The 21349-nt window shown below is 68.4% G+C and carries 25 protein-coding genes, 1 tRNA gene and 1 pseudogene; 18 read left to right on the forward strand and 9 right to left on the reverse strand.

What is annotated here, in order from left to right; genetic code table 11:
• Positions 1–46: 46 nt before the first annotated feature.
• Together manA and ACXDC7_RS16380 are read left to right on the forward strand one after the other, a co-directional pair.
• Entirely contained in the window at positions 47–1195 is a 1149-nt protein-coding gene (gene manA / locus ACXDC7_RS16375; protein WP_459222771.1) for a mannose-6-phosphate isomerase, class I, read from the forward strand.
• Between the two features lie 72 nt (positions 1196–1267).
• Positions 1268–1340, forward strand: a tRNA-Thr gene (locus ACXDC7_RS16380).
• Positions 1341–1367: 27 nt separating this feature from the next.
• Here the strand turns inward: ACXDC7_RS16380 and ACXDC7_RS16385 are convergent.
• Positions 1368–2471 carry an oxidoreductase gene (locus ACXDC7_RS16385; protein ID WP_459222772.1) on the reverse strand — a complete coding sequence of 368 codons (1104 nt, stop codon included), beginning with the start codon at positions 2469–2471 and terminating at the stop codon, positions 1368–1370.
• A 41-nt stretch (positions 2472–2512) separates the two neighbouring features.
• Here ACXDC7_RS16385 and ACXDC7_RS16390 point away from each other — a divergent pair, with 41 nt between their 5' ends.
• Entirely contained in the window at positions 2513–2884 is a 372-nt protein-coding gene (locus ACXDC7_RS16390) for a MerR family transcriptional regulator (protein WP_246292620.1), read from the forward strand.
• On the opposite strand, the gene ACXDC7_RS16395 is transcribed toward ACXDC7_RS16390, so the two are convergent.
• Entirely contained in the window at positions 2881–3579 is a 699-nt protein-coding gene (locus ACXDC7_RS16395) for a DUF1345 domain-containing protein (RefSeq protein WP_179445442.1), read from the reverse strand. The two genes, ACXDC7_RS16390 and ACXDC7_RS16395, sit on opposite strands and share 4 nt — an antisense overlap.
• A gap of 9 nt (positions 3580–3588) precedes the next feature.
• On the reverse strand, positions 3589–4140 hold the full coding sequence (locus ACXDC7_RS16400; RefSeq protein ID WP_179445441.1) for a TetR family transcriptional regulator: 552 nt from the start codon (positions 4138–4140) through the stop codon (positions 3589–3591).
• A gap of 77 nt (positions 4141–4217) precedes the next feature.
• On the opposite strand from ACXDC7_RS16400, the gene ACXDC7_RS16405 reads away from it, so the two are divergent.
• Positions 4218–4673: a nuclear transport factor 2 family protein gene (locus ACXDC7_RS16405; protein WP_459222773.1), complete on the forward strand. Its 456-nt coding sequence runs from the start codon at positions 4218–4220 to the stop codon at positions 4671–4673.
• On the opposite strand, the gene ACXDC7_RS16410 is transcribed toward ACXDC7_RS16405, so the two are convergent.
• On the reverse strand, positions 4674–5498 hold the full coding sequence (locus ACXDC7_RS16410) for a DedA family protein (RefSeq protein ID WP_459222774.1): 825 nt from the start codon (positions 5496–5498) through the stop codon (positions 4674–4676).
• A gap of 48 nt (positions 5499–5546) precedes the next feature.
• Between ACXDC7_RS16410 and ACXDC7_RS16415 the strand changes: the two genes are divergently transcribed.
• A complete protein-coding gene (locus tag ACXDC7_RS16415; RefSeq protein ID WP_459222775.1) occupies positions 5547–6089 on the forward strand; it encodes an O-acetyl-ADP-ribose deacetylase in 543 nt (180 codons plus the stop codon).
• Positions 6086–7237 (forward strand): pyridoxal phosphate-dependent aminotransferase, encoded by a 1152-nt coding sequence (locus ACXDC7_RS16420; RefSeq protein ID WP_459222776.1) that lies wholly within the window; start codon positions 6086–6088, stop codon positions 7235–7237. The genes ACXDC7_RS16415 and ACXDC7_RS16420 overlap by 4 nt, the downstream gene beginning before the upstream one ends.
• Before the next feature lie 3 nt (positions 7238–7240).
• Here the strand turns inward: ACXDC7_RS16420 and ACXDC7_RS16425 are convergent, their stop codons facing one another.
• Both ACXDC7_RS16425 and ACXDC7_RS16430 read right to left on the reverse strand, forming a co-directional pair.
• Positions 7241–8413, reverse strand: coding sequence for a glycine C-acetyltransferase (locus ACXDC7_RS16425; protein WP_179445436.1), 1173 nt, complete (start codon positions 8411–8413; stop codon positions 7241–7243).
• 92 nt (positions 8414–8505) lie between these two features.
• Positions 8506–9402, reverse strand: a complete 897-nt coding sequence (locus tag ACXDC7_RS16430; RefSeq protein WP_179445435.1) for an NmrA family NAD(P)-binding protein — start codon at positions 9400–9402, stop codon at positions 8506–8508.
• Between the two features lie 84 nt (positions 9403–9486).
• On the opposite strand from ACXDC7_RS16430, the gene ACXDC7_RS16435 reads away from it, so the two are divergent.
• The gene (locus ACXDC7_RS16435) at positions 9487–10464 is read left to right on the forward strand and encodes an AraC family transcriptional regulator (RefSeq protein ID WP_179445434.1); all 978 of its coding nucleotides are present in this window, start codon (positions 9487–9489) and stop codon (positions 10462–10464) included.
• Positions 10465–10478: 14 nt separating this feature from the next.
• On the opposite strand, the gene ACXDC7_RS16440 is transcribed toward ACXDC7_RS16435, so the two are convergent.
• Genes ACXDC7_RS16440 through ACXDC7_RS16450 form a run of 3 tightly spaced genes read right to left on the reverse strand, consistent with a single transcriptional unit; the run spans position 10479 to position 12763 of the window.
• Positions 10479–10904: an acyl-CoA thioesterase gene (locus tag ACXDC7_RS16440; protein ID WP_459222777.1), complete on the reverse strand. Its 426-nt coding sequence runs from the start codon at positions 10902–10904 to the stop codon at positions 10479–10481.
• A gap of 9 nt (positions 10905–10913) precedes the next feature.
• Entirely contained in the window at positions 10914–11306 is a 393-nt protein-coding gene (locus tag ACXDC7_RS16445) for a YybH family protein (protein ID WP_179445432.1), read from the reverse strand.
• 35 nt (positions 11307–11341) lie between these two features.
• Positions 11342–12763, reverse strand: coding sequence for an FAD-binding protein (locus tag ACXDC7_RS16450; RefSeq protein WP_459222778.1), 1422 nt, complete (start codon positions 12761–12763; stop codon positions 11342–11344).
• A 178-nt stretch (positions 12764–12941) separates the two neighbouring features.
• On the opposite strand from ACXDC7_RS16450, the gene ACXDC7_RS16455 reads away from it, so the two are divergent.
• The 11 genes and pseudogenes from ACXDC7_RS16455 to ACXDC7_RS16505 all read left to right on the forward strand — a co-directional run.
• Positions 12942–14465, forward strand: a complete 1524-nt coding sequence (locus ACXDC7_RS16455; protein ID WP_459222779.1) for an AMP-binding protein — start codon at positions 12942–12944, stop codon at positions 14463–14465.
• A complete protein-coding gene (locus ACXDC7_RS16460) occupies positions 14462–14722 on the forward strand; it encodes an acyl carrier protein (protein WP_218843825.1) in 261 nt (86 codons plus the stop codon). Before ACXDC7_RS16455 ends, ACXDC7_RS16460 begins: the two co-directional genes overlap by 4 nt.
• Before the next feature lie 3 nt (positions 14723–14725).
• The gene (locus ACXDC7_RS16465) at positions 14726–15808 is read left to right on the forward strand and encodes a hypothetical protein (protein WP_459222780.1); all 1083 of its coding nucleotides are present in this window, start codon (positions 14726–14728) and stop codon (positions 15806–15808) included.
• Positions 15808–16695, forward strand: coding sequence for a tryptophan synthase subunit alpha (trpA, locus tag ACXDC7_RS16470; RefSeq protein WP_459222781.1), 888 nt, complete (start codon positions 15808–15810; stop codon positions 16693–16695). Before ACXDC7_RS16465 ends, trpA begins: the two co-directional genes overlap by 1 nt.
• Positions 16692–17066, forward strand: coding sequence for an ectoine synthase (locus ACXDC7_RS16475; protein ID WP_179445428.1), 375 nt, complete (start codon positions 16692–16694; stop codon positions 17064–17066). Before trpA ends, ACXDC7_RS16475 begins: the two co-directional genes overlap by 4 nt.
• Positions 17067–17069: 3 nt before the next feature.
• Positions 17070–18209 (forward strand): acyl-CoA dehydrogenase family protein, encoded by a 1140-nt coding sequence (locus ACXDC7_RS16480; RefSeq protein ID WP_459222782.1) that lies wholly within the window; start codon positions 17070–17072, stop codon positions 18207–18209.
• 2 nt (positions 18210–18211) lie between these two features.
• On the forward strand, positions 18212–18919 hold the full coding sequence (locus ACXDC7_RS16485) for a phosphoribosylanthranilate isomerase (RefSeq protein ID WP_459222783.1): 708 nt from the start codon (positions 18212–18214) through the stop codon (positions 18917–18919).
• Positions 18920–19093: 174 nt separating this feature from the next.
• Positions 19094–19360 (forward strand): hypothetical protein, encoded by a 267-nt coding sequence (locus tag ACXDC7_RS16490; protein ID WP_179445426.1) that lies wholly within the window; start codon positions 19094–19096, stop codon positions 19358–19360.
• Complete coding sequence (locus tag ACXDC7_RS16495) at positions 19353–20372, forward strand: 3-oxoacyl-ACP synthase III family protein (RefSeq protein WP_459222859.1); 1020 nt, start codon at positions 19353–19355, stop codon at positions 20370–20372. The genes ACXDC7_RS16490 and ACXDC7_RS16495 overlap by 8 nt, the downstream gene beginning before the upstream one ends.
• Complete coding sequence (locus ACXDC7_RS16500) at positions 20369–21139, forward strand: SDR family NAD(P)-dependent oxidoreductase (protein WP_459222784.1); 771 nt, start codon at positions 20369–20371, stop codon at positions 21137–21139. Before ACXDC7_RS16495 ends, ACXDC7_RS16500 begins: the two co-directional genes overlap by 4 nt.
• A gap of 24 nt (positions 21140–21163) precedes the next feature.
• Positions 21164–21349 (forward strand): annotated as a pseudogene (locus tag ACXDC7_RS16505) (acyl carrier protein); the annotation flags it as partial.

A 21349-nucleotide genomic window follows, 5' to 3' on the forward strand; every position in this document is an offset into this window, starting at 1 on the left:
ACCGCTGTCATTACTCGCGTGTCGTGGCGTCTGTTTGACTGCGGCCATGCATCTGCTGACCGGCCGGATCCAGCACTACGCGTGGGGCACGACCGATGCGATCCCGCGCCTGCTCGGCGTACCCGACACCGGCGAGCCGCACGCCGAGTACTGGCTGGGCGCCCACACCTCGGCCCCCGCGACGCTGCCCGGCGGCGCCGGCCTGGATGCCGCGCTCGCCGAGCACCCGGACTGGCTGGGCGAGGATTCCCGGCGGGCATTCGGCGACCGGCTGCCCTACCTGCTCAAGGTGCTGTCGGCCGACCGGGCGCTGTCCCTGCAGGCGCACCCGACGCGCGAACAGGCACAGCAGGGGTACGCCGCGGAGCGCGCGGCGGGCGTCGATCCCGGCGCGCCGACGCGCAACTACGCCGACGACTGGCCGAAGCCGGAGGCGCTGATCGCGCGGACACCGTTCTCGGCGCTGTGCGGTTTCCGCACCGTCGATGACGCCCGGGACGCGCTGAACACGCTGAATGCCCCGCGCCCGCTGGTCGCCGAGCTGGACGGACCGGACCCGCTGCGCGCGGCGTTCTTCGCCGCACTCGGCGTGGCCGATTTCCAGGTACGCAAGGTGGTCGACACGGCCTGGGCCTATGCCGAGGCGGGCGGCCGACCGGGGGCGCTCGCGCGTACGGTCCTCGAACTCGACCGCGCGTTCGGCCTCGACCCCGGGATCGTGGCGTCGCTGCTGCTGAACCGGATCGAGCTCGAGCCCGACCAGGCGATCTTCCTGGGCGCCGGAAATCTGCACGCCTATCTGTCCGGCACCGGCATCGAGATCATGGCCAATTCGGACAATGTGTTGCGCGGCGGGCTGACCCGCAAGCACATCGACACTGCCGAGCTGGGCAGGATCGTCGACTTCACGCCGGGCGCGCCGACGATCATCACCGGCGTGGAGGAGGCGCCGGGACTGCTGCGTTACCCCACCCCGGCGCCCGAGTTCGCGATCTGGCGACTGGCCTCGCCCGCCGGCCTGGAGCTTCCGGCGGCCGGCGCAGCCAGGATCGTGCTGGTCGCCGACGGCGAGCTCACCCTGACCGGGGCATCGGAGTTGATCATCGACGCCGGCGCTGCGGCCTTCCTCCCCGCCGGCGAGGCGGTCACCGCGACCGGGACCGGGACCGCCTACCTGGCCGCGCCCGGCGGCTGAGCCGTCCTCCACGCGCGGGTCCGCCGTGGTCCCCCGGGAGCAGCGCACCGGCTAGACTGGCCCGCGCCCTTTGCCCCCATAGCTCAGAGGCCAGAGCAGCGCTCTTGTAAAGCGAAGGTCATCGGTTCGACTCCGATTGGGGGCTCGTCGTCCCGGTCGACCCGCTCTCCCCTCAGGCGAAGACCTCCTCCTGTTCCTTGCTGTAGTCGATCAGCGCGCCCAACTCGCCGCGGCGGACATGGTTGACCCAGCAGGGATTCGCCAGCAGCGGCCGGCCCAGCGCGAGCGCGTCGAACTCGCCCGCCTCGCGCAGCCGCGCCACCGCCGTCAGCGAGCGTTCCGGATCGGCGAGGCTGGCGGCGCTGAGCCCGAACGAGCCGACGGCGATCGCCGGCAGCCCCGTCAGGTCGCGGCCCCAGCCGGCCAGCGTGCGGGGCGATCCGTCGAACGCCGGTCGCCAGAATCGGCGCGCCGAGGCGTGCAGCAGCGTGACTCCCGCCTCGACCGCGGGCGTCAGGAGCGCGGCCAGTTCGTCCGGATGGTCGGCGATCACCGCATCGAAGTCACGCTCCTTGAACTGCGAGAAGCGCAGCCCGACCGGGAATCCCGCGCCGACCTCGGCCCGGATCGCGGCGACGATCTCGGCGACCAGCCGCGCGCGATTGCGCGGCGTACCCCCATAACGATCGGTACGCCGGTTGGTGGCCCGCCACAAGAACTCGTCCAGCAGATAGCCGTGCGCGGCGTGTACCTCGACCCCATCGAAGCCGGCTCGCCGGGCCGCGCCGGCCGCCGCCGCGTACCGGCTGATCAACTCGTCAAGATCGGCGATCGTCGCTGCCCGCCCGGCCGGCGAGCCGTCCTCGCGTACGCCCGAGGGCGTCCAGGCCACACCGCCGTCGAAGCCCTCCCGCTCACTGCCCTGGTGCCACAGTTGTGCGATGATCTTCGATCCGGCGGCATGCACCTGGTCGGCCACAATCCGCCAGCCGGCCTCGGCGGCCGGGCGCTCCAACCGCGGCGCCGCGTCCTCGGCGCCCGCGCTCGGATGATCAACCAGGATGCCCTCGGTGATGATCAAGCCGACGCCGCCTGCGGCGCGGCGCCGGTAGTAGGCCGCCACGTCCGGCCCGGGCACTCCGCCCGGGGAGCGGAAGCGGGTCATCGGCGCCATCGCGAAGGCGTTGCCGAGCGCGATTCCGGCGAGCTCGGTCGGTGCGAACAGGGCATCGACACCGGCGTCGGCGTGGGTGGGGGTTGGTTCGGTGAGCGTCATGCTGGCACGATAGAACCTGACATCAATGTCAGGGGCAAGCGATGACGACGACGAATTCGGTATCCGGGCTGCGGATCGGCGATCTGGCGGCGGCGACCGGCGCCAGCGCCCGGTCGCTGCGCTATTACGAGCAACAGGAGTTGATCACCAGCGAGCGCAGCCTCGGTGGCCAGCGCCACTACGACGACGCAACGGTCGAGCGGGTACGCCTGATCCGCCAGTTGCTCGCCGCGGGCCTCGGCACCGAGACCATCCGCGAGGTGCTGCCCTGTGTGCACGATCCAGCCGCGCGTACCCCCTGGCTGGCCGAGCGCCTCGCCGCCGAACTCGACAGGATCGACGATCGGATCGACTGCCTGCAGCGCACCCGCACGACGCTGGCCGCCGTGATCAAGGACTACCGTGCCGGCTAGGCGATACCGAGCAGCAGCGAGATGATCATGGCCACGATCACGGTGTTGAAGGCGAAGGCGAGCACGCCGTGGGTCATCGCGGCGCGTCGCATCCGGCGAGTGCGGATCTCGGCATCGGTGGTGCCGAAGGTGGTCTGGATCGCCATCGCCAGATAGAGATAGTCGTCGAAGCCGCGCTCCTCGGTGCCCGGGAAGGAGATTCCCGGCTCGCGCCGGTCCTCGCGCGCGTAGTGCAGGGCGTACGCCATCGCGACATTCACCCATGACGCAGCAATCATCACCAACGCTGCGCCGAGCAGGGCGGGCAGCGATCGCGCCCCGGGCAGGAACAGCAGCAGACACACCACGGCCAGTGCGAGCACCGACGCCTCCACCGACCACGAGGGCATCCGCCGACCCGTTCCGGCACCTCGTCGATCGGTGGCCGGGTCCGCGGCGAGCGCCTCGGCCAGCGCCGGGCCGCTGAGGCGACCGTGGGCCCGCCAGGTCAGAGCCGCGTTGATGGCAGCCAGGAAGGTCCAGGCGACGACGCAGCCGATGCCGACGGCATAGGGAAGGACCCGCCGGTCCAGCGAGATCCACACGGTGGTGATGATCGCGGTGCACACCGTCGCCGCGACCGTGCTGACCAGCGAGCGTCGCGTCTCCGACAGCAGCCACGACGGCCGCCGGATCGGCTCGCCGCTCGTGGTCATGGGCCGATCCTAGGGCGAGCGGGGTCGCCGGGGAGCCGCTTCGCCGCCGAGCAGTCGCCTGGCCGCACGGCCCGCGCGGGACGCGGCACCGACATCGCCGGTGATCCCGGCGGTCACGATCGCGCCCTCAGCCAACAGCCAGATCTCCTCGGCGATCTCGGGCCCCGCATCGGCGAACCAACCGAGCACCTGGTCGCGGAAGGCCACCTTGTGTGCCCGCACCTGCGCCAGCACCTCCGGATGATCACCGCCCAGCTCGCCGTGCACGTTCACCCACAGACAGCCGCGGAAGTCTGGCTCGGCGAACCACGCGCCGAGCCAGCCGAACAGCGCTTCCACCTTGTCCGGTGCGTCGTCGACCGCTCCCGCCAGCTCCTCCCGCCACCGCTCGTCGCGACGCGCGAGCGTGGCCGCGACCAGGCGCTGCTTGTTCGGATAGAGCCCGTAGATCCGCTTCAGCGACAATCCGGACGCCGCGCGTACCCGGTCCATGCCGACCGCCTGTACGCCGTGCGCGTTGATCAACTTCTCCACGGCATCGAGCAGCGGATCTGCGGTCACGGCGTACCCCCTTGACGTGAGAACGGTCGTTCTCTAGGTTACCGGAGAACGCTCGTTCTCCACGGACAGGACACCCGATGCCGGACCAACGCCCGCCACTGCCCCCGTTCGATGCCGATTCGGCCGCCCGCAAGGTGCTCGCCGCCGAGGCCGCGTGGAACACCCGCGATCCCGAGCGGGTCGCGCTGGCGTACACGCCGGACTCGGTGTGGCGCAATCGCGACCTGTTCCTGCAGGGCCGCGCCGAGATCATCGACTTCCTCACCGCGAAGTGGCAACGGGAGTTGGACTACGTCCTGCGCAAGAGCCTGTGGACCTTCGGCCCCGACCGGATCGCGGTGCGCTTCCAGTACGAATGGCACGACATCGGCGGCCAATGGTGGCGCAGCTACGGCAACGAGCTGTGGGAGTTCGACGCCGATGGCCTGATGTCGCGCCGCGAGGCGAGCATCAACGATGTCGCCATCACCGAGTCCGAGCGCCGGATCCGCGGCCCCCGGACCGAGACGGAGCCGGTCCTGCCGCTGCGCTGATCACTCCTTGGGTGAGGATTTGACCGTCACGTCGGCCTTGGAGGCGTTCCGGAAGGCGAAGAAGACGATCACCGCGACAAGGCCCAGGCCGATCCACAGCGACCACTTGTTCAGCTCCTCCAGGACCTCCAGCACGGGCAGTCCGATCCGGTAGCCCAGATACAGGTAGAGCGCGCGGTTGGCCAGCGAACAGAGGAAGTCGATGATCAGGAAGGTACGCAGCCGCATCCCGCCCATGCCGAGGGCACCGAAGACGATCGCCGACGGGATCGGCAGCACCGGAACATAGGTCAACAAGATCATCGGGATCGCCCAACGCTGCGCCAGCCGATGCGACCACAGTGCGATCTTGCGCCGGGTCCGGCTGAGCCAGCCCGCATTCTGCTTCGCTGCGCCGCCCAACAGCCAGTCGATCATGCCTTCGCCCCACAGTCGACCGGCCAACCAGAACAGCCAGTCGAACTTGATCGCACTCAGCGCGCCGATGATCGCCGCCAGCGGCCACCAGGTGTCGCCGATGTGGATCGCCGCACCGATGCCCACCAGGGCCGAGCCGGAACCGCTCAGCGCGACCAGCACGTAGGGCACATTCGTCAGCAGCCAGACCCGGAACGGGGTCAGCGCCAGCGAGTACACACCCGCGGCGATGATGCCGAACATGCAGATGTAGTCCAGCCGACCGGGCTTGGACCGGAACGGCAGGCCCGGATACTGCCACCACTCCAGCTCGGCCTCGGCCGCCTCGCCGGGCTCACTCCCCGCCGCGTCGGCGGCGTCGGCCGCGCTGCGTTCGGGGTCCTCGGGCTCGTCGGGGCGCTGGGTCACGCGGCCCGATGCTACGCGAGCGCGGGTCCCGCTGCGACAATGGCCGACATGACGCAGGTGACGGCAATCGAGGGCGACATCACCGCACAGACGACCGATGCGGTGGTGAACGCCGCGAGCTCCTCGCTGCTCGGCGGAGGCGGTGTCGACGGCGCGATCCACCGCCGCGGCGGACCCGCGATCCTGGCCGCCACGAAGGAACTTCGCGCCACCCACCTGCCGGACGGCCTGCCGGCCGGGGAGGCCGTCGCGACCACGGCCGGCGACCTGCCGGCGCGTTGGGTGATCCACACGGTCGGCCCGGTCTGGGCGAAATCCCACGACCGCACGGCGGTGCTGGCCTCGTGTTATCGCCGCAGCCTCGAGGTGGCCCGCGATCTGGGCGCGCGGTCGATCGCCTTCCCCGCGATCTCGGCCGGCGTCTACGGCTGGCCGATGGATGACGCGGCGCGGATCGCGGTGGGGACGGTACGCGAGGAGATCGCGGCCGGCCGCACCGGCGGCATCGACGAGGTGCGCTTCGTGCTGTTCTCCCCCGACGCCCACGCCGCCTTCGCCGCGCAACTCGGTACGGGCGGGACCGAGGCATGAGACGGGTCGCGAAGCGGGCGGACGTGCCGCCGTTCCGGGTGATGGAGGTGCTGGCGGCCGCGGCGGCGCGACAGCGTACCCACGGCGACGCGATCATGCTCTGCGCCGGGCAACCCTCGACGCCGGCACCGCTCGCGGCGCGCGAGGCCGCGGTGGCGGCGATCGACGGCGGCGTGCTCGGCTACACCGAGGCGACCGGCATCCTCGCGCTGCGGGAGGCCGTCGCGAGCTACCACCGCGACCGGATCGGCGCCGAGGTGGACGCCGATGAGGTGGTCATCACGACCGGGTCCTCGGGCGGCTTCGACGCGCTGTTCCTCGCCGCATTCGACCCCGGAGACGTGATCGCGATGGCCAGGCCGGGCTATCCGGCGTACCGGAACACGCTGCACGCGCTGGGGTGCGAGGTGCTCGACCTCCCGTGCGGCCCCGACACGCGATTCCAACCCACGCTGGAGATGCTGACCGCGCTGCCCGTACCGCCGGCCGGGCTGATCATCGCCTCGCCGTCGAATCCGACCGGAACGATCATCGACGCCGACGAGCTGGAGCGGATCGCTGCGTGGTGTGTCGATCATGACTGCTTGTTGATCAGCGATGAGATCTATCACGGCATCACGTTCGGCCGGGAGGCCGCGAGCGCGTGGCGGTTCACCCGCGATGCGGTGGTGGTCGGCTCGGTCAGCAAGTACTTCTCGATGACCGGCTGGCGGCTCGGTTGGATGCTGCTGCCCCGGTGGCTGCGGCGACCGGTGGACGTGCTCAGCGGCAACCTGTCGATCTGTCCGCCGGTGCCGTCGCAGTACGCCGCGATCGGTGCGCTGTCGTCGGCGGCGGCGCCGGAGCTGGCCGGGCATGTCCAGCGGTACGCCGAGAACCGCGAGTTGTTGATCAACCGGCTGCCGGAGCTCGGGATCACCAGCTACGCCCCGCCGGACGGCGCGTTCTATGCCTGGTGCGATGTCTCCCACCTGACCGACGACTCCGCTCGTTGGTGCGCCGAGATGCTGGCGGCCACGGGCGTCGCGATGACCCCGGGCGCCGACTTCGACCCCGTGCACGGGCATCGCTTCGTCCGGCTGTGCTTTGCCGGCTCCGCGCAGGAGTTGAACACCGCCATCGACCGGCTGCTCGCGCAGCTCGGTTGACGCTCAACCGCGGGCGCGTTCGAAGGCGGCGATGGCGGCGTCGAGGTCGTCGCGGCTGTGGGCGGCAGACATCTGCGTGCGGATCCGCGCCTTGTCGCGCGGCACCACCGGGTAGGAGAAAGCCCGCACATAGATCCCGTCGGCCAGCAGCCGGTCGGCCATCGCGGCCGCCTGCGCCGCATCGCCGATCATCACCGGCACGATCGGATGATCGGACTCGGGGATCTCGAAGCCGCGGGCGACCATCTGCTCGCGGAAGTACGCCGTGTTCTCCCGCAGGCGAGCGAGCAGCTCCGCCGAACCCGCCAGCAGGTCGAGGGTTGCGAGCGCAGCCGCGACGATGGCCGGCGCGACCGAATTGGAGAACAGATAGGGGCGCGAGCGCTGCCGCAGGAGCTCCACGATCTCGGACCGCGCCGCGGTGTAGCCACCCGAAGCCCCGCCGAGAGCCTTGCCCAGCGTCCCGGTGATCACATCGACCCGATCCTGAACGCCGAACAGTTCCGGCGTACCGGCGCCGTGCTCGCCGACGAAACCCACCGCATGCGAGTCATCGACCATCACCAGCGCGTCGTGAGCCTCGGCAAGATCACAGATGTCGTCCAGCGGAGCGACATAGCCGTCCATCGAGAACACGCCGTCGGTCGCGATCATCCGCGTGCGGGCATCCTTCGCGGCGATCAGTTGTGCCTCCAGGTCGGCCATGTCGCGGTTGCGATAGCGGAATCGCCGCGCCTTGCACAGGCGTACCCCGTCGATGATCGATGCGTGATTGAGCTCGTCGGAGATGATCGCGTCCTCGGGCCCGAGCAGCGTCTCGAAGAGCCCGGCATTGGCGTCGAAGCACGAGCCGTAGAGGATCGCCGCCTGCTGCCCGAGGAACTCGGCGAGGCGGGCCTCCAGGTCGGTGTGCAGCGTCGTGGTGCCGCAGATGAACCGCACCGACGCCATCCCGAAGCCCCAGCGATCAAGCCCCTCCTTGGCCGCGGTGATCATCTTCGGATGATCGGCCAGGCCGAGGTAGTTGTTGGCGCACAGGTTGATCACCCGCCGCCCGTCGGCGACCTCGATCTCGCCGGCCTGCGGAGAGGTCAGCGGCTCCTCGAACTTGTAGAGCCCCTCACCGCGGAGCTGGTCGAGTTCGTCGGTGAGGCGCTGCCGCGTGGATCCGTACATGGCACTGACCCTACGGCCAACGCCCGCCTTCGCCCGTCCCCGCACCCGGGCGGTCGGCATTGACCGGCCCGGGACGGGGTGCGGGGCAAGGATCAGACGGTGGCGGGCTTCGCGTTCCAGACGCCGGTGCGGGCGACCTCTTCGACCCAGTCGGCGAAATCGCGCGGCTTGCGGCCGAGCGCCCGCTCGACATCGTTAGTCAGGTAGCTGTTGCGCCCGTCGAAGAACTCCGCCAGCAGCGGCGAGAGGGTGTCGGCGAACTCGCGTGGTGCGCCCTCCGCGGCGACCGCATCGGCGAACTCCTGGGTGGTGATGGGGCGGTACTCGAGCTCGCGCCCGCTCTGCTTGCCGATCTCGGCAACGGCCTCGGCGAAGGTGAGCAGCCGCGGGCCGGTGAGCTCGTAGCGCTCACCCACGTGGCCGGGCTCGGTCAACGCCGCCGTGACCACGTCGGCGATGTCCTCGACGTCGATGAAGGGATCGGCGTTGTCACCGAACGGGAGCGCGAGGACGCCCTCACGGATCGGATCGAGGAAGACACCCTCGTCGAAGTTCTGGTTGAACGAGGAGGGGGCGACGATGGTCCATTCGACCGGGAGCCTGGTGACGGCCTCCTCGCAGCGCACGGCTTCGTCCTGACCGCGGGCCGAGAGCAGGACGAGCCGCTGGACCCCGGCGTCGACCGCGAGCTGGGCGACGGTGCCGATCGCCTTCGCCGCGCCCGGCCACTCGACCTCCGGGTAGTACATGAGGTACGCGGCCGAGACCCCGGTGAAGGCACCGGCCCAGGTCGAGGAGTCTTCCCAGTCGAACGGCGGGTCGTTGTGGCGAGAGCCGATGCGGACGTTGACGTCGCGTGCCTTCAGGCGCTCGGCGACCCGGCGGCCGATCCGGCCGGTGCCGCCCAGGACCAACGTCGCCTGACCCTTGTCGGCGGGCGGGTTGTCGGTGGTGGAGGAATTGATCGAGGAAGTGCTGTCTGTGTTCATGACTCGATCCTTGACGACATCGGCCAACCGTTCCATAGCCGATGTCGCGATTTACATGTCTGATCTTACGATAGGCTCATGCGCATGGACGCATTGGCCGCTCTTCTCGAAGGGCCCCGCGCCAGTGGCGCGTTCTTGTTGCGGATAGCGCTGGATCCGCCATGGTCGATTCGGGTTCAGGACCGCGCGCCCCTGTGTGTTGCCGTGATGCTGCAGGGCCGCGCCTGCATCGAGGCAACGGACCATGAGCCGGTATGGCTGCAGGCCGGGGATGTCGCCATCGTTCGTGGGCCCGAGCCGTATCACCTGAGCAGCGACCCGGCCATTCCTCCACAGGTGATCGTCCATCCCGGGCAGCGGTGCAAGACACCGGACGGGGTGGACCTGCGCGAACAGATGACGCTGGGTGTCCGGACCTGGGGAAGCAACCCCGACGGTTCCATGCAGATACTGCTGGGCGTGTACGAGGAGGTCGGGGCGGTCGGCCAGCGGCTGCTCGACGTGCTCCCGCCGGTCGTCACGATCGCCGGCCACACCTGGAACTCGAGCCTGATCCCCGTGCTGGCGCACGAGGCCACTCGCCAGGGCCCCGCCCAGGGCGTGGTCCTCGACCGCCTGCTCGACCTGATGCTGATCGCGATCCTCCGGGCCTGGTTCGACCGGTCCGGGACCGACGCGCCGCCGTGGTACCGGGCCTTCGCCCACCCCGTGGCCGGCGAGGCCCTCCGGCTCTTCCACGAGGAGCCCGCCAAGCCGTGGACACTGGCCAAGGTCGCCGCCGAACTGAAGGTCTCCCCCGCGACCCTGGCCCAGACCTTCCGGGCACATGTGGGAACTCCGCCGATGACCTACCTGACCGAGTGGCGCCTGGCGCTCGCGGCCGACCTGCTCCGGCAATCGGATGCGACGCTCAACACCGTCGCCAGGTTGGTCGGCTACGGCAGCGGCTTCGCCCTGAGCGTGGCGTTCAAGCGCGTCTACGGGATACGCCCGAACGAGCACCGGAAACTGGCTCTGCGCGAGTCCGACGCGGCCGAGCTGGTGCGGCCGGCCCAAGGTTGACCGGCCGCAGACGATCAGCTCCCGGTGAGCACCTCGGGTGAGCTGGCCAGCTCGCGCAGGGTGGTACGCGGATCGCTGACCAGCGCGCGCGTGGTGAGGTCGATGACGCCGACAACGGCATCGACCCGCGCAACCGACACCCCGGCCGGCGTCCGGAAGTTCTGCGTGAGTTCGATGAACCTGCCTCGCCCGCCGGTGATGACGCAGGAGACGTTCACCTCGTCGCCCACGCGCAGTTCGCGTTGGAAACGTGCGGATGACCGCAGGACGACCGGCCCGATTCCCGCTTCGCCGAGCTTGTCGCGGGTGAGTCCGGCAGCCTGGAAGTACTTCCATCGCGCATGCTCGGCGTACTGCAGGTAGACGGACTGATTGAGGTGTCCCTGCCCGTCGAGTTCGTAGCCTCGGACCTCGATCTGGATCTGGAATGAGTCGCTCATCGGGTCTCCTCAGACGCCGACCGGGTCGTCGAAGACGATCCGCCAGGTCGCATCGGGCTGCAACCGCGACACCACCGTGCCGCGCCCGGCAAGCTCGACCGGCGTGCCGTCGGCATCGACACCCTGCAGTTTCCAGTCTGCGTGAGTCATGGCCAGATCGCCGGACCGGACCGCGCTGGTCATCTCGATGTCGGCACTACGGATGACCTGGAACATCGCCATCAGCTCGTTCGTCACCGCCGCGATGCCGGCCACCGGCTTGCCGGAGGGAGGCGTGATCAACACTCCCGTCGGCTCGAACAGATCCAGCATCGCCTGCGGATCATTGGTATTGAATGCTTGTGCGATCATGCCGGGAATTTCTTCGGGACTACTGGCTGGCATTGTCTGGGTTCTCCTCATGCGGGACGTAAGGGACGTGGCCGGCGCGATGCCGGTCAGCGGAAGATTCTTTGGCCGGGGGTCAGAATCGAGGCGGGGTCATAGCGCCGCTTCATCCGTGTCAGGTCGGGCCATCGATCGCCGAAATGGGCCCGCCAGTCGGACCGCGTTGTCGACGGGACGGCGCCGACGAGGTACCGCTTCCCACCCAGACCGACGGCCCGGTCATAGAACCTGCGATTCTGCTCCAACAGACTCTCGGTGTCTGTGAAGTCGGGCGCCGGCACGCGGATCAGACTGATCTCGAAGAACTCGTCGGTGCGCCGGGCCGGCAGAACCAGGTTGGGTGTGCTCAGGGTCCGCGAGGTCATCGGCGAGATGCGAACCTGCCCGGCCCCCATCTGGTTCACGGTGAGCTCGCCGAGCACGGTGTCGAGGTAGGCCCGGCTGTTCTCGGTGCTGACGAACATCATCAGCCAGGGCTTCTTGGTCGTCCAGAAACCGGCTTCCTTCAGGGCCGCCCAGTTCGGTTCGAAACGCAGCAGCCACTCCCGCATCGACAGGTCGGCCGTCGACTCGAGCCGCGCCTGTGCCGACAGGACCTGCCGCACGGTGGCAACATCCGGCTGCGCCGCCCCGGTGTAGAACACGCCTACCGCGAGCCGGTACGCCCAGTCGCCGGACGGCTGCGGCACCGCGTAACCGTTCTGGTCGTTCACGACGCCCGACCGCATGATCGCCAACGAGTCACGCAGGAACGCCTCACGATCGGTGTAGCTGAACTCGAACGACCGAACCGATTGCGCGGCGGGGACGAGCCGGGCACCAACCCGGACGATGATGCCGAACTGGCCCGCGCCAACGAGAACCGCCTCGAACAGCTCGCGATGCCGCGTCCGCGAGCAGGTGATCAACTCCCCTGTTCCGGTGACCACCTGGAGCCAATCGATGTTGTCTGCCTGGGCCCCGAAGTGCTGGCTCGCTCCTCCGAGACCGCCGACGCTGAGCGTGCCGCCGATCGACAGGTGCGCGTAATCGTTGTAGACGGGCGGCATCTGACCCGTCTCCAACGCCCGCAGCGCGAGCGTCGACCACACCGCTCCGGCGCCGATGTCGGCCCGCCCGCGCTCCAGGCGTCTGATGTCGCTCAGGGTGGTCAGGTCGATGGCCACACCACCATCGACGAGTGCCTGACCGTAGTGGGAGTGCGACTCGCGTTCGGTACCGCTGCCGCTCTGGCCGTTCACGGCCACCGCGATCTGGTAACGAGCGCAGTAGCGAACGATCTTCTGCACGTCGGTGACCGAGCGTGGCCTGAGCACCGCCAGCGGTTTCCGGTGCACGATTCGACCGAAATCCTCGGTGAAGCCCTCGGTGGCAAGAGTCAGCGTCCCGTCCAGGTTCGGGATCTTCTTGATCAGATCTGCGCCAGCGCCCCCGCTGGCCCACACGCGCGTCTCGGTGTTCCAGCCGATCACGGCGGCGCCGGCAGTGGCAGCAAGGCCCGAGAGTACTGCGCGGCGCGAAACTAGCTTTGTCATGGCGTCTGTCTACGGCCCCGGGTGCAAGCCGAGCGCAACAGCGTCGAGTCGCGCGCCCGGCCGTCACTGATCTTGTTGCGGACCGTTTGCAGGCATTGGCCCAGTGTTGACGGCGATGACTACCACCGAACTCTGGACATCGTTCGCCGCGCGCGCCGACGCCCACCCCGAGGTCACTGCCCTCGTCGCGGGCGATCGGTTCGTCTCCTATGGCGAGTTGACCGACATGGCCCTGCGCGCCATTCCCCGATTGCGGAGTCTTGACCTTCTCCCGGGTGAACCGGTTGCGGTGGAGGCTGCGAAGACACCGGAAACCATCGCTGTCGTCCTCGCCGGGATGGCCTGCCGAACACCTGTGGTGCTGCCGTCGTTGACCCTGCCCCCGACGACCAGAACGATCTTGTTGGATCGGGCCGGCGCCCGTCATCTGGTGAGCGAGACCGGCACCGCTCCCGCCGATCCGCCTCCGCCGCTCGATGCCGGCCACTCCCAACCACGCCCGCCCGGGCGCCTGGACACGGCGATCATCCTGACCACGTCCGGGTCGACCGGGATCCCTAAGCTGGTCCCGATCGCGACCGGGGCCATCGAACGGTTCGCCGACTGGGCGGCCGCTCGGTTCGACATCACCTCGGGCGCAGTCGTGTTGAACTACGCGCCCCTCAACTTCGATCTCTGTCTGCTGGACGTCTGGACGACACTGCATCACGGAGGCACCGTCGTGCTGGTCGACACCATCACGGCAACCCACGGTGATCGACTGCTGGACCTGCTCGACACCCAAGGGGTGACGGTGCTGCAAGCGGTCCCGATGGCCCATCAACTCATGATCAGAGCAGCTCGGGGCAGCGGGCGAAGCATCCCCTCTGTTCGACACGTGATGTTCACCGGTGATCATCTGCCCCCGCATCTCCTGCCGGACCTGCAGTCCCTGTTTCCCGCCGGCCGCCGCTACAACCTCTACGGCTGTACCGAGACCAACAACAGCTTCATTCACGAGCTACCCGCGGGCGCCACACCCTCCCAGATTCCGTTGGGAGAGCCCCTGCCCGATGTCGATGCGATCATCGTCGACGAATCCGGCCAGGTGCTCGCCGGCGAGGGCCGTGGCGAGCTCGTTGTGTCGACGCCCTACCAGACGGCCGGTTACCTCGGTTCGACCACGGCGGGTGCCGGGCCGTTCATCGAGGCTGATCCCTCCTGGCCGACCGCCGGCACCCGGCCGCTCTACCGCACCGGCGACATCGTGCGCCGCGACCATCTCGGCGCGCTCCATCTCGAGGGTCGCAATGACGCGCAGGTGAAGGTCCGGGGTACGCGGGTGAACATGGCGGCGGTCGAGCGCGCACTGCTTGATCATGACGACGTCGCCGAGGTCGCGGTGGTGGCCACTCCGGACTCCGTGGCGGGCCACGTGCTGAACGCGGTGCTCCGGCCAGGACCGGACGCCACGATCAACACCCTCGACCTCCGCCGACACTGCGCCGGAACCCTGCCGACGGCGGCGATCCCCGCTTGCTGGCAGGTCACCGACGGCCCGCTACCGAGGACGTCGACCGGAAAGATCGATCGCGAATCCCTACGCCACACCATCGAACGCGCTCAGGCCGGAACTGGCTTGATCGGAGAGGAAGCATGATGCGCACTCAGGACACCATCAAGGACTACATCGTCACCGAGTTCCTGCCCGGAGCCGCGGCAACCGACCTCACCTCCGACTACGACCTGCTCACCAACGGAGTCATCGACAGCCTTGGCCTGCTCAAGCTCATCGCCTGGGTCGAGACCGAGTTCGACGTGACCGTCGACGAGGCGGCCCTGGACCCGGACAACTTCCGCAGCGTCGACGCCATCGACGCCCTCGTGAACCGGCCGGCACCCGTCAGGACCAACTGAGTCATGACAGACGCGCTCACCACCCTTGCCGCCGGCCGTCCCCTCGACGAGGCGACCTGGCAGTCGTTCTGGGACGATCTGCTTGCGGATCGCCTGGCCGCCGACGTCCTGCTCGGCGTCCTGGACGCGATCAACACAGCAGGCGTCCATCGCGACGACCAAGGTCACCAGCAGACCATGATCAACCTCGCGCTGACGTTGCGCGCCCGTAACCCGGTCCCGGCGCACTCGTACGCGGGAACGGTGAACGTTGTCGGGGTCGGGGGCGGCCCGTCGACCTTCAACATCTCCACCGCCGCCGCGTTCGTGGCCGCAGCGCTCGACGTGCGGGTGGTCAAGACCGGCTCCCGGGCGTACTCGAGTCGGTACGGTTCGATCGATCTGCTCGACCGGCTCGGCATCCGATTGACGAAGTCCCACCAGGACACCGCGGCGGCCGTCGAACGACATGGCATCGCCTTCGTGGGCCCGTTCGTCTATCCCCGGGAACTGACCGTGCTCGCTCGCCGGATCATGCCGGTGCCCCTACGAAACTACGGCCGGATCCTCAACTTCATCGGGCCGTTCCTCCCGCGGCTGCGCGGGGCCAGCCAACTCACCGGCCTGGCCTCGCCGACGCAATTGCCTGTTGCCACCGCCGTCGCGGCGGCGATCGACGATCAGGACATCTGGTTCTCGGCCAACGCCGTCGGCGCCGACGAGCTGATCAGCACCGCCGACAATGCCCTGCATCACCACGGTGGACGAACGATCAAGATCGCTCGGGCCACGCCCGGATCCGGAGATTCGTTCGCCGGCCTCGCTCCCGTGGACGACCCGACTCGACTGGTCGACCACTTCCTGGAGGTGGTGTCCGGCCTCGGTGGAGAGGACGCGACCCACACGGTCTCCCTGAACGCCGCCGCACTGATGATCATCGGTGGGCTCGAAACCTATTGGCCGGCCGCGGTCGATGCCGCACGGGCCGTCATTCAGGAAGGCGTGGTGCGGGAACTGGTGGAGTCGATGCGGGCCGGTACGCCGGTCCGGCCGTCCGCGGAGAGCGGTCGCGACGGCAGCCCGGCACTCTCCGAAGCGAGGATCTGATGACCGAGATGTTCACTCGCCCGATGGGGACGGCCGTCTTCCTCAACGCCGGCGACCCGCCCTTCGAGGTGCTCGACGACGTGGCCGACGTGCTCGACGACCGTGGTGTGGATGTCCTGGAGCTGGGCGTCCCCTTTCCGGACTCGATCAGCGACGGGCCGGTGATCCGCCGCTCCGCGGACCGGGCGCTGGCTGCCGGAACGGACCTGGCGCAGGCATTGGCATTCGTCGCCGGGGCGCACGATCGACACCGTCATCTGAAGATCGTTCTGCTGGCGGACTGGGCCCATACGGTCAGGCCGCGATCGTTGACCTCGGTGATCGGGGCGGTGGCGGAGTCCGGGGCGGCGGGATTCCTGTTGCACGGTGCGCCGCCTCGGGTCCGGCCGAAGTTCTACGACCACGCGCACGCGGCCGGGCTGCCGATCGTCACCACGTGTTATGCCGGGTCGCCCCCGGCGGTCGTCGCCGAGGCAGCCGACCACGCATCGGCCTATGTGTACCTGGTCGCCCATTACGGGCGCAGCGGGTCGGGACCCAGCCCCGACCCCGAAGCGATCCGCCCCCAGCTTGCGTCGCTGCGCGCGCACACCGAGGCACCGATCGCCGTCGGCTTCGGCATCCGGACCGGTGCCGACGTGGCGAACATGGCCGCGGTCGGCGCAGACGCTGCCGTGATCGGCAGCGCGATGGTCGGGCGCGCGGAGGCCGCCCACCTGGCCGGTCGCGATGTCGCGACCGAGATCGGCGCGTTCGTCGACGAACTCGACATCGGCCATGCATCACTGCGCGCCGGTCCCGCGGACACCATCGCCTGCACCACGACCACTCCAACACCCGATCCCGTCAACCATGCCACGGCAACTATTGAAGGAGACCAGAAATGATCGTACGCCAACTGAAGGACGTCACCACCATCGCCTGGGGCAACGGCCTCAGCCGGAGATTCCTGCTCGATTCCGACGGGCTCGGATACACCGTGACCGATACCATCGTCCTCGCCGGAACGCGCTCCCTGCTCGAGTATCGCAACCATCTGGAGGCCTGCTACTGCATCGAGGGCAGCGGTGAGGTGATCACCGTCGAGGGGACGAGTCATCGCATCACCCCGGGCACGTTGTATGCCCTCGACCAGCACGACGCGCACTACCTGGTCGCTGATCCGGACTCCGACCTGCGGCTGGTCTGCGTCTTCTCTCCTGCCCTGAAGGGCACCGAAGCACACAGCCTCGACCGCGCCGCGGCGTCCGCGTACTAGGTCATGCGAGCGTGGGACGACCAGCAGCAGTCGTTGCGGGACGGCATGTTGCGGTGGTGCGCCAAACTCCCGTCCGCCTCCCTCGACGGCCGTGGGCACGCCGATTTCCCCTGGCAGGACTGGCAACTCATCACAGCCACCGGGGTCCTCGGCCTGCCGTTCGAGTCGAAGTATGGCGGCGCCGGCACCGATCTGCTGACGACGATGTACGTGTTGGAGGCGCTCGGAGAAGCGTGCCGGGATGGAGGACTGAGCTTCTCGGTGGCGACCGCCATGTGCAGCGTCGGGGTTGCGCTGGCGGCATTCGGAACCGAGGAGCAGCGGCAGCGCTACCTGCCTTCGGTGGTCGACGGTTCGATGGCTGGAGCGCACGCGATCAGCGAACCCGACTCCGGTTCCGATGCGCTCAACATGCGGACGACCGCGACCCCCGACGGCCAGGACTACATCCTCAACGGAAGCAAGGCCTTCGTCACCAACGGGCCCATCGCCGAGGTGGTCGTCGTCTACGCGAAGACGCGTCCCGAAGGCGGTCCCCTCGGTATCACCGCTTTCCTGGTCCACGCCGACGACCCGGGCTTCACCGCCGGTCGGCCGGTCCAGAAGATGGGGCTCTCGACCTCGCCCATGGCGGAGCTCTTCTTCGATGACTGCCGCATTCCCGGTGCCCGGATTGTCGGCGGCCTCGGCAGGGGATACATGGTGCTCGCCCATGTCATGAAGTGGGAGGTGCTGTGCTCGTTCATCATCAACATCGGCGAGATGCAGCATCGCCTCGACAGATGTGTCGAGTACGCCAAACAGCGAAGGCAATTCGGACACCATATCGGCAGCTACCAGGCGATCGCGCACCGGCTGGTCGATATGCGCATACGACTGGAGACCGCGCGACGATGGCTGTACGACACGGCAGAAAGACTGACCAGCGGTCACGACGTCACCGAAGATGTCGCCATCTCCAAATTACTGGCCAGTGAGGCCAATGTCGCATCCGCACTGTCGGCGATTCAGATCTTTGGCGGGAACGGCTATATGTCTGAATTCGGTCTCGACCGCGAGCTGGCGAATGCCGTCGGCGGCACCATCTACTCCGGGACGACCGAGATCCAGTACAACCGGATCTCCTCCCTCATGGGACTGTAGCGATGACCACGCAGCACGACCGAATACAACAATCCCGCGTGATGCTGAAGGTCTGCGGCGCCACCCAGGACGCAGATGTCGACATCCTGGCGGCCAGCGGCGCCGACCTGGTCGGGCTGTGGCACGGCGTCTCCGGCGGCGCCCACGAGCTGTCCCTCGGGCAGCTCGCCAGGCTGGCCGCGCTCGCGCGCGCCGGACGAACGCGGTTCGTCGAGCCGGTCCTGGTCTCGTTCCATCGCGACCCGGGCACGATCGTCACCGCGGCCAGCACCGCCCGCATCAACCTGGTTCAGTTGCACGGCTACCAGCCGCCGGGCCTGGTCCGGGTGCTGAAGCGCGAACTTCCGACCCTGGTCGTCGTCAAGGTGCTGCATGTGTCCGGAGCGGACTGCGTCGAGCGCGGCCTGCTCGACTCCTACCAACGCGCCGGCACCGACATCTTCCTGCTCGACGCGACCGGCCCGCGCGGGCGGGTGGGGAGTACCGGGACCACCATCGAGTCGCGGGTAGTGGCGGAACTGGCGGAAACCTTCGACATCCCATTCATTCTCGCCGGCGGGATCTCGGCACACAACCGGTGCGAGTTCGACGACATCGCGGCGCACGACAGATTTGTCGGGGTGGACGTCGACACCGCAGCAAGGAATGAGCGCGGAGAATTTTGCACAACCCGGATCCGCCAAATCAGGAAGGGCTGGCAACAGGGCTGACTGCGTGACCCTCGTCGGCGCGATGGCTCGGCCGACCGACGGCTCACCACCCACTTTGCAGATCGTTTGCAGCGCGGTAAGTACGATCAAACAAGATGGTGGCCAATCGCGCAGCGCCGCGGCTTGCCGACCGACTGGCGAAGATATCCGCAGGAGCACTAGAAGGAGTTCAGCATGAAGATGCCCAGTCTCGAAGAATCCGTCAACCGTCTGATGGCGGTCAGCGGGGTCGAGGAATTTGACCCGGACACGCCGCTGACCTCGTCGGCCGTCGACTCCCTCGATCTCACCGAGTGGGTCTATCACATGCAGGAGCAGTACCCCGAGCTCGCGCTGGACGAGTCCATCGTCGGCGAGATCAACGACTCGATGACCTTCCGGGACCTGCACAAGAAGATCCAGGAAGACCGTGTGGTCGGCGCGGTTGCCAACGATGGCTGAGGCAACGACCGTCCCGGGGATCAGGATTGCCGGTTGGGGCCACCACGTGCCCGCGGGAACGCTGGTCAACGCCGAGCTGAGCAATCGGTTCGGAATCGACGACGACTGGATCGTCCAGCGAACCGGCATTCGCGAACGGCGGGTAGTGGGCGCCGGCGAGACCACGGCCTCCCTCGCGGCCGAGGCCGGGCGGGCCGCGCTGGCCAGTGCCGGTCTGGGCCCGGACCAGATCTCCCATCTGATCGTCGCCTCCGGCACTCCGGAGCAGCCCTCGCCGGCGACGTCGGCATTCGTTCAGCGAGAGCTGGGAACCGCCGGCGGAGCCCACGACGTAGGTGCCGAGTGCGCCAGCTTCGCCTATGGCCTGGTCGTCGCGGCCGGCCTGATGGCAATCGATCCCCGGCCGATCCTGCTGATCGGCGCCGACACTCGCTCGCGTTGTGTGAACCCGGAAGATCGGGACCTGAGTGTCCTGATGGGCGATGGAGCAGGCGCGGTTGTGCTCACGCCCTCGAGCCGAAGCTGGCTTCGTCACTGGGACACCGGATGTGACGGCTCGAAGGTGGAGAGCCTGAAGATCACGGCGGGCGGGAGCCGCCTGCCCACCAGCACGGACACCGTTCGCGACAATCTGCACTTCGCCAAGATCAAGGGCAACGAGATCTACCTCAATGCGGTCCGGTTCACCGTGGGTTCGGTGCGGCGTACGCTCGACTCGGCCGGCCTGGACGTCGATGGCATCGACCACCTCCTGCCCCACCAGGCAAACATCCGCATCATCGAGTCGATCATGGAACATGCGGGCGTACCGCAGGACCGTTTGATCACCAACATCGAGCGGTACGGCAATACCGGTGCCGCATCGATACCGATCGCCCTGTCCGAGGCGTTGGCCGCCGGCCGCATCCAACCCGGCGACAAGCTGCTACTCGCCGCCTTCGGCGCGGGCATGGTGTGGGTCACCGCCCTACTCGAGTGGGGTGCGGGCGAGCCGATGGAGTGGCAGTCATGACCGCCGCAACGGCACCCGCCCCGCGGGGCGTCGGCGAGCGCCCCGAGTCGCCGGTCGCGCTGGTCACCGGGGCGTCGGGCGGATTCGGCGCCGCGGTTGCCGAGTTCCTGGACCGTGCCGGATGCCGCATCGTCCTGCACTACAACCGATCGGCCGAACAGGCCCGGCAGGTGAGCTCGCGTCTGTCCAACAACTCGCTGGTGGCTCAGGCCGACATCACCGACTGGGATTCCGTGCAGGGGTTGCATGATCGGATCACCGCCGAACTGGGTGGGGTCGACATCCTGATCAACAACGCAGCGATGCGCAGCGACGCGCTGATGATGAATCAGGCGCCGGACGTGTGGAGCACCGTCATCCAGACCAACCTCCTGGGGACCTTCCACATGAGTCGCGCGGTGCTGCCGGGGATGGTTCGACGCCGCTGGGGGCGGATCGTCAACGTGGTCTCCCCGTCGGCCCTGGTGGCGACCGCGGGCCAGACGGCCTACGCCGCCTCCAAGTCCGGCGTGATCGCACTCACCCGCACCCTGGCGACCGAGTGCGGTCGGCGGGGCGTCACCGTCAATGCCGTCTCACCCGGGTTCATGGAGACCCGAATGACCGCGGACGCGACCGAGAAGTTCCGTCGTGATCTCGCCGCCAAGCTGCCGATTCCACGGCTCACGACACCGCTCGAGGCCGCGCCGGCGATCAAGGTATTCCTCGACAACGACTACATCACCGGCCAGGTGCTGAGCGTTGACGGCGGAGTATCTCTCACCTGAACACGACCGACAGAACGGGAAGACATGACCACTCAGGACACCATCAAGGACTACATCGTCACCGAGTTCCTGCCCGGAGCCGTGGCAACCGACCTCACCTCCGACTACGACCTGCTCACCAACGGAGTCATCGACAGCCTTGGCCTGCTCAAGCTCATCGCCTGGGTCGAGACCGAGTTCGACGTGACCGTCGACGAGGCGGCCCTGGAC

The organism is Naumannella huperziae (assembly GCF_054073625.1).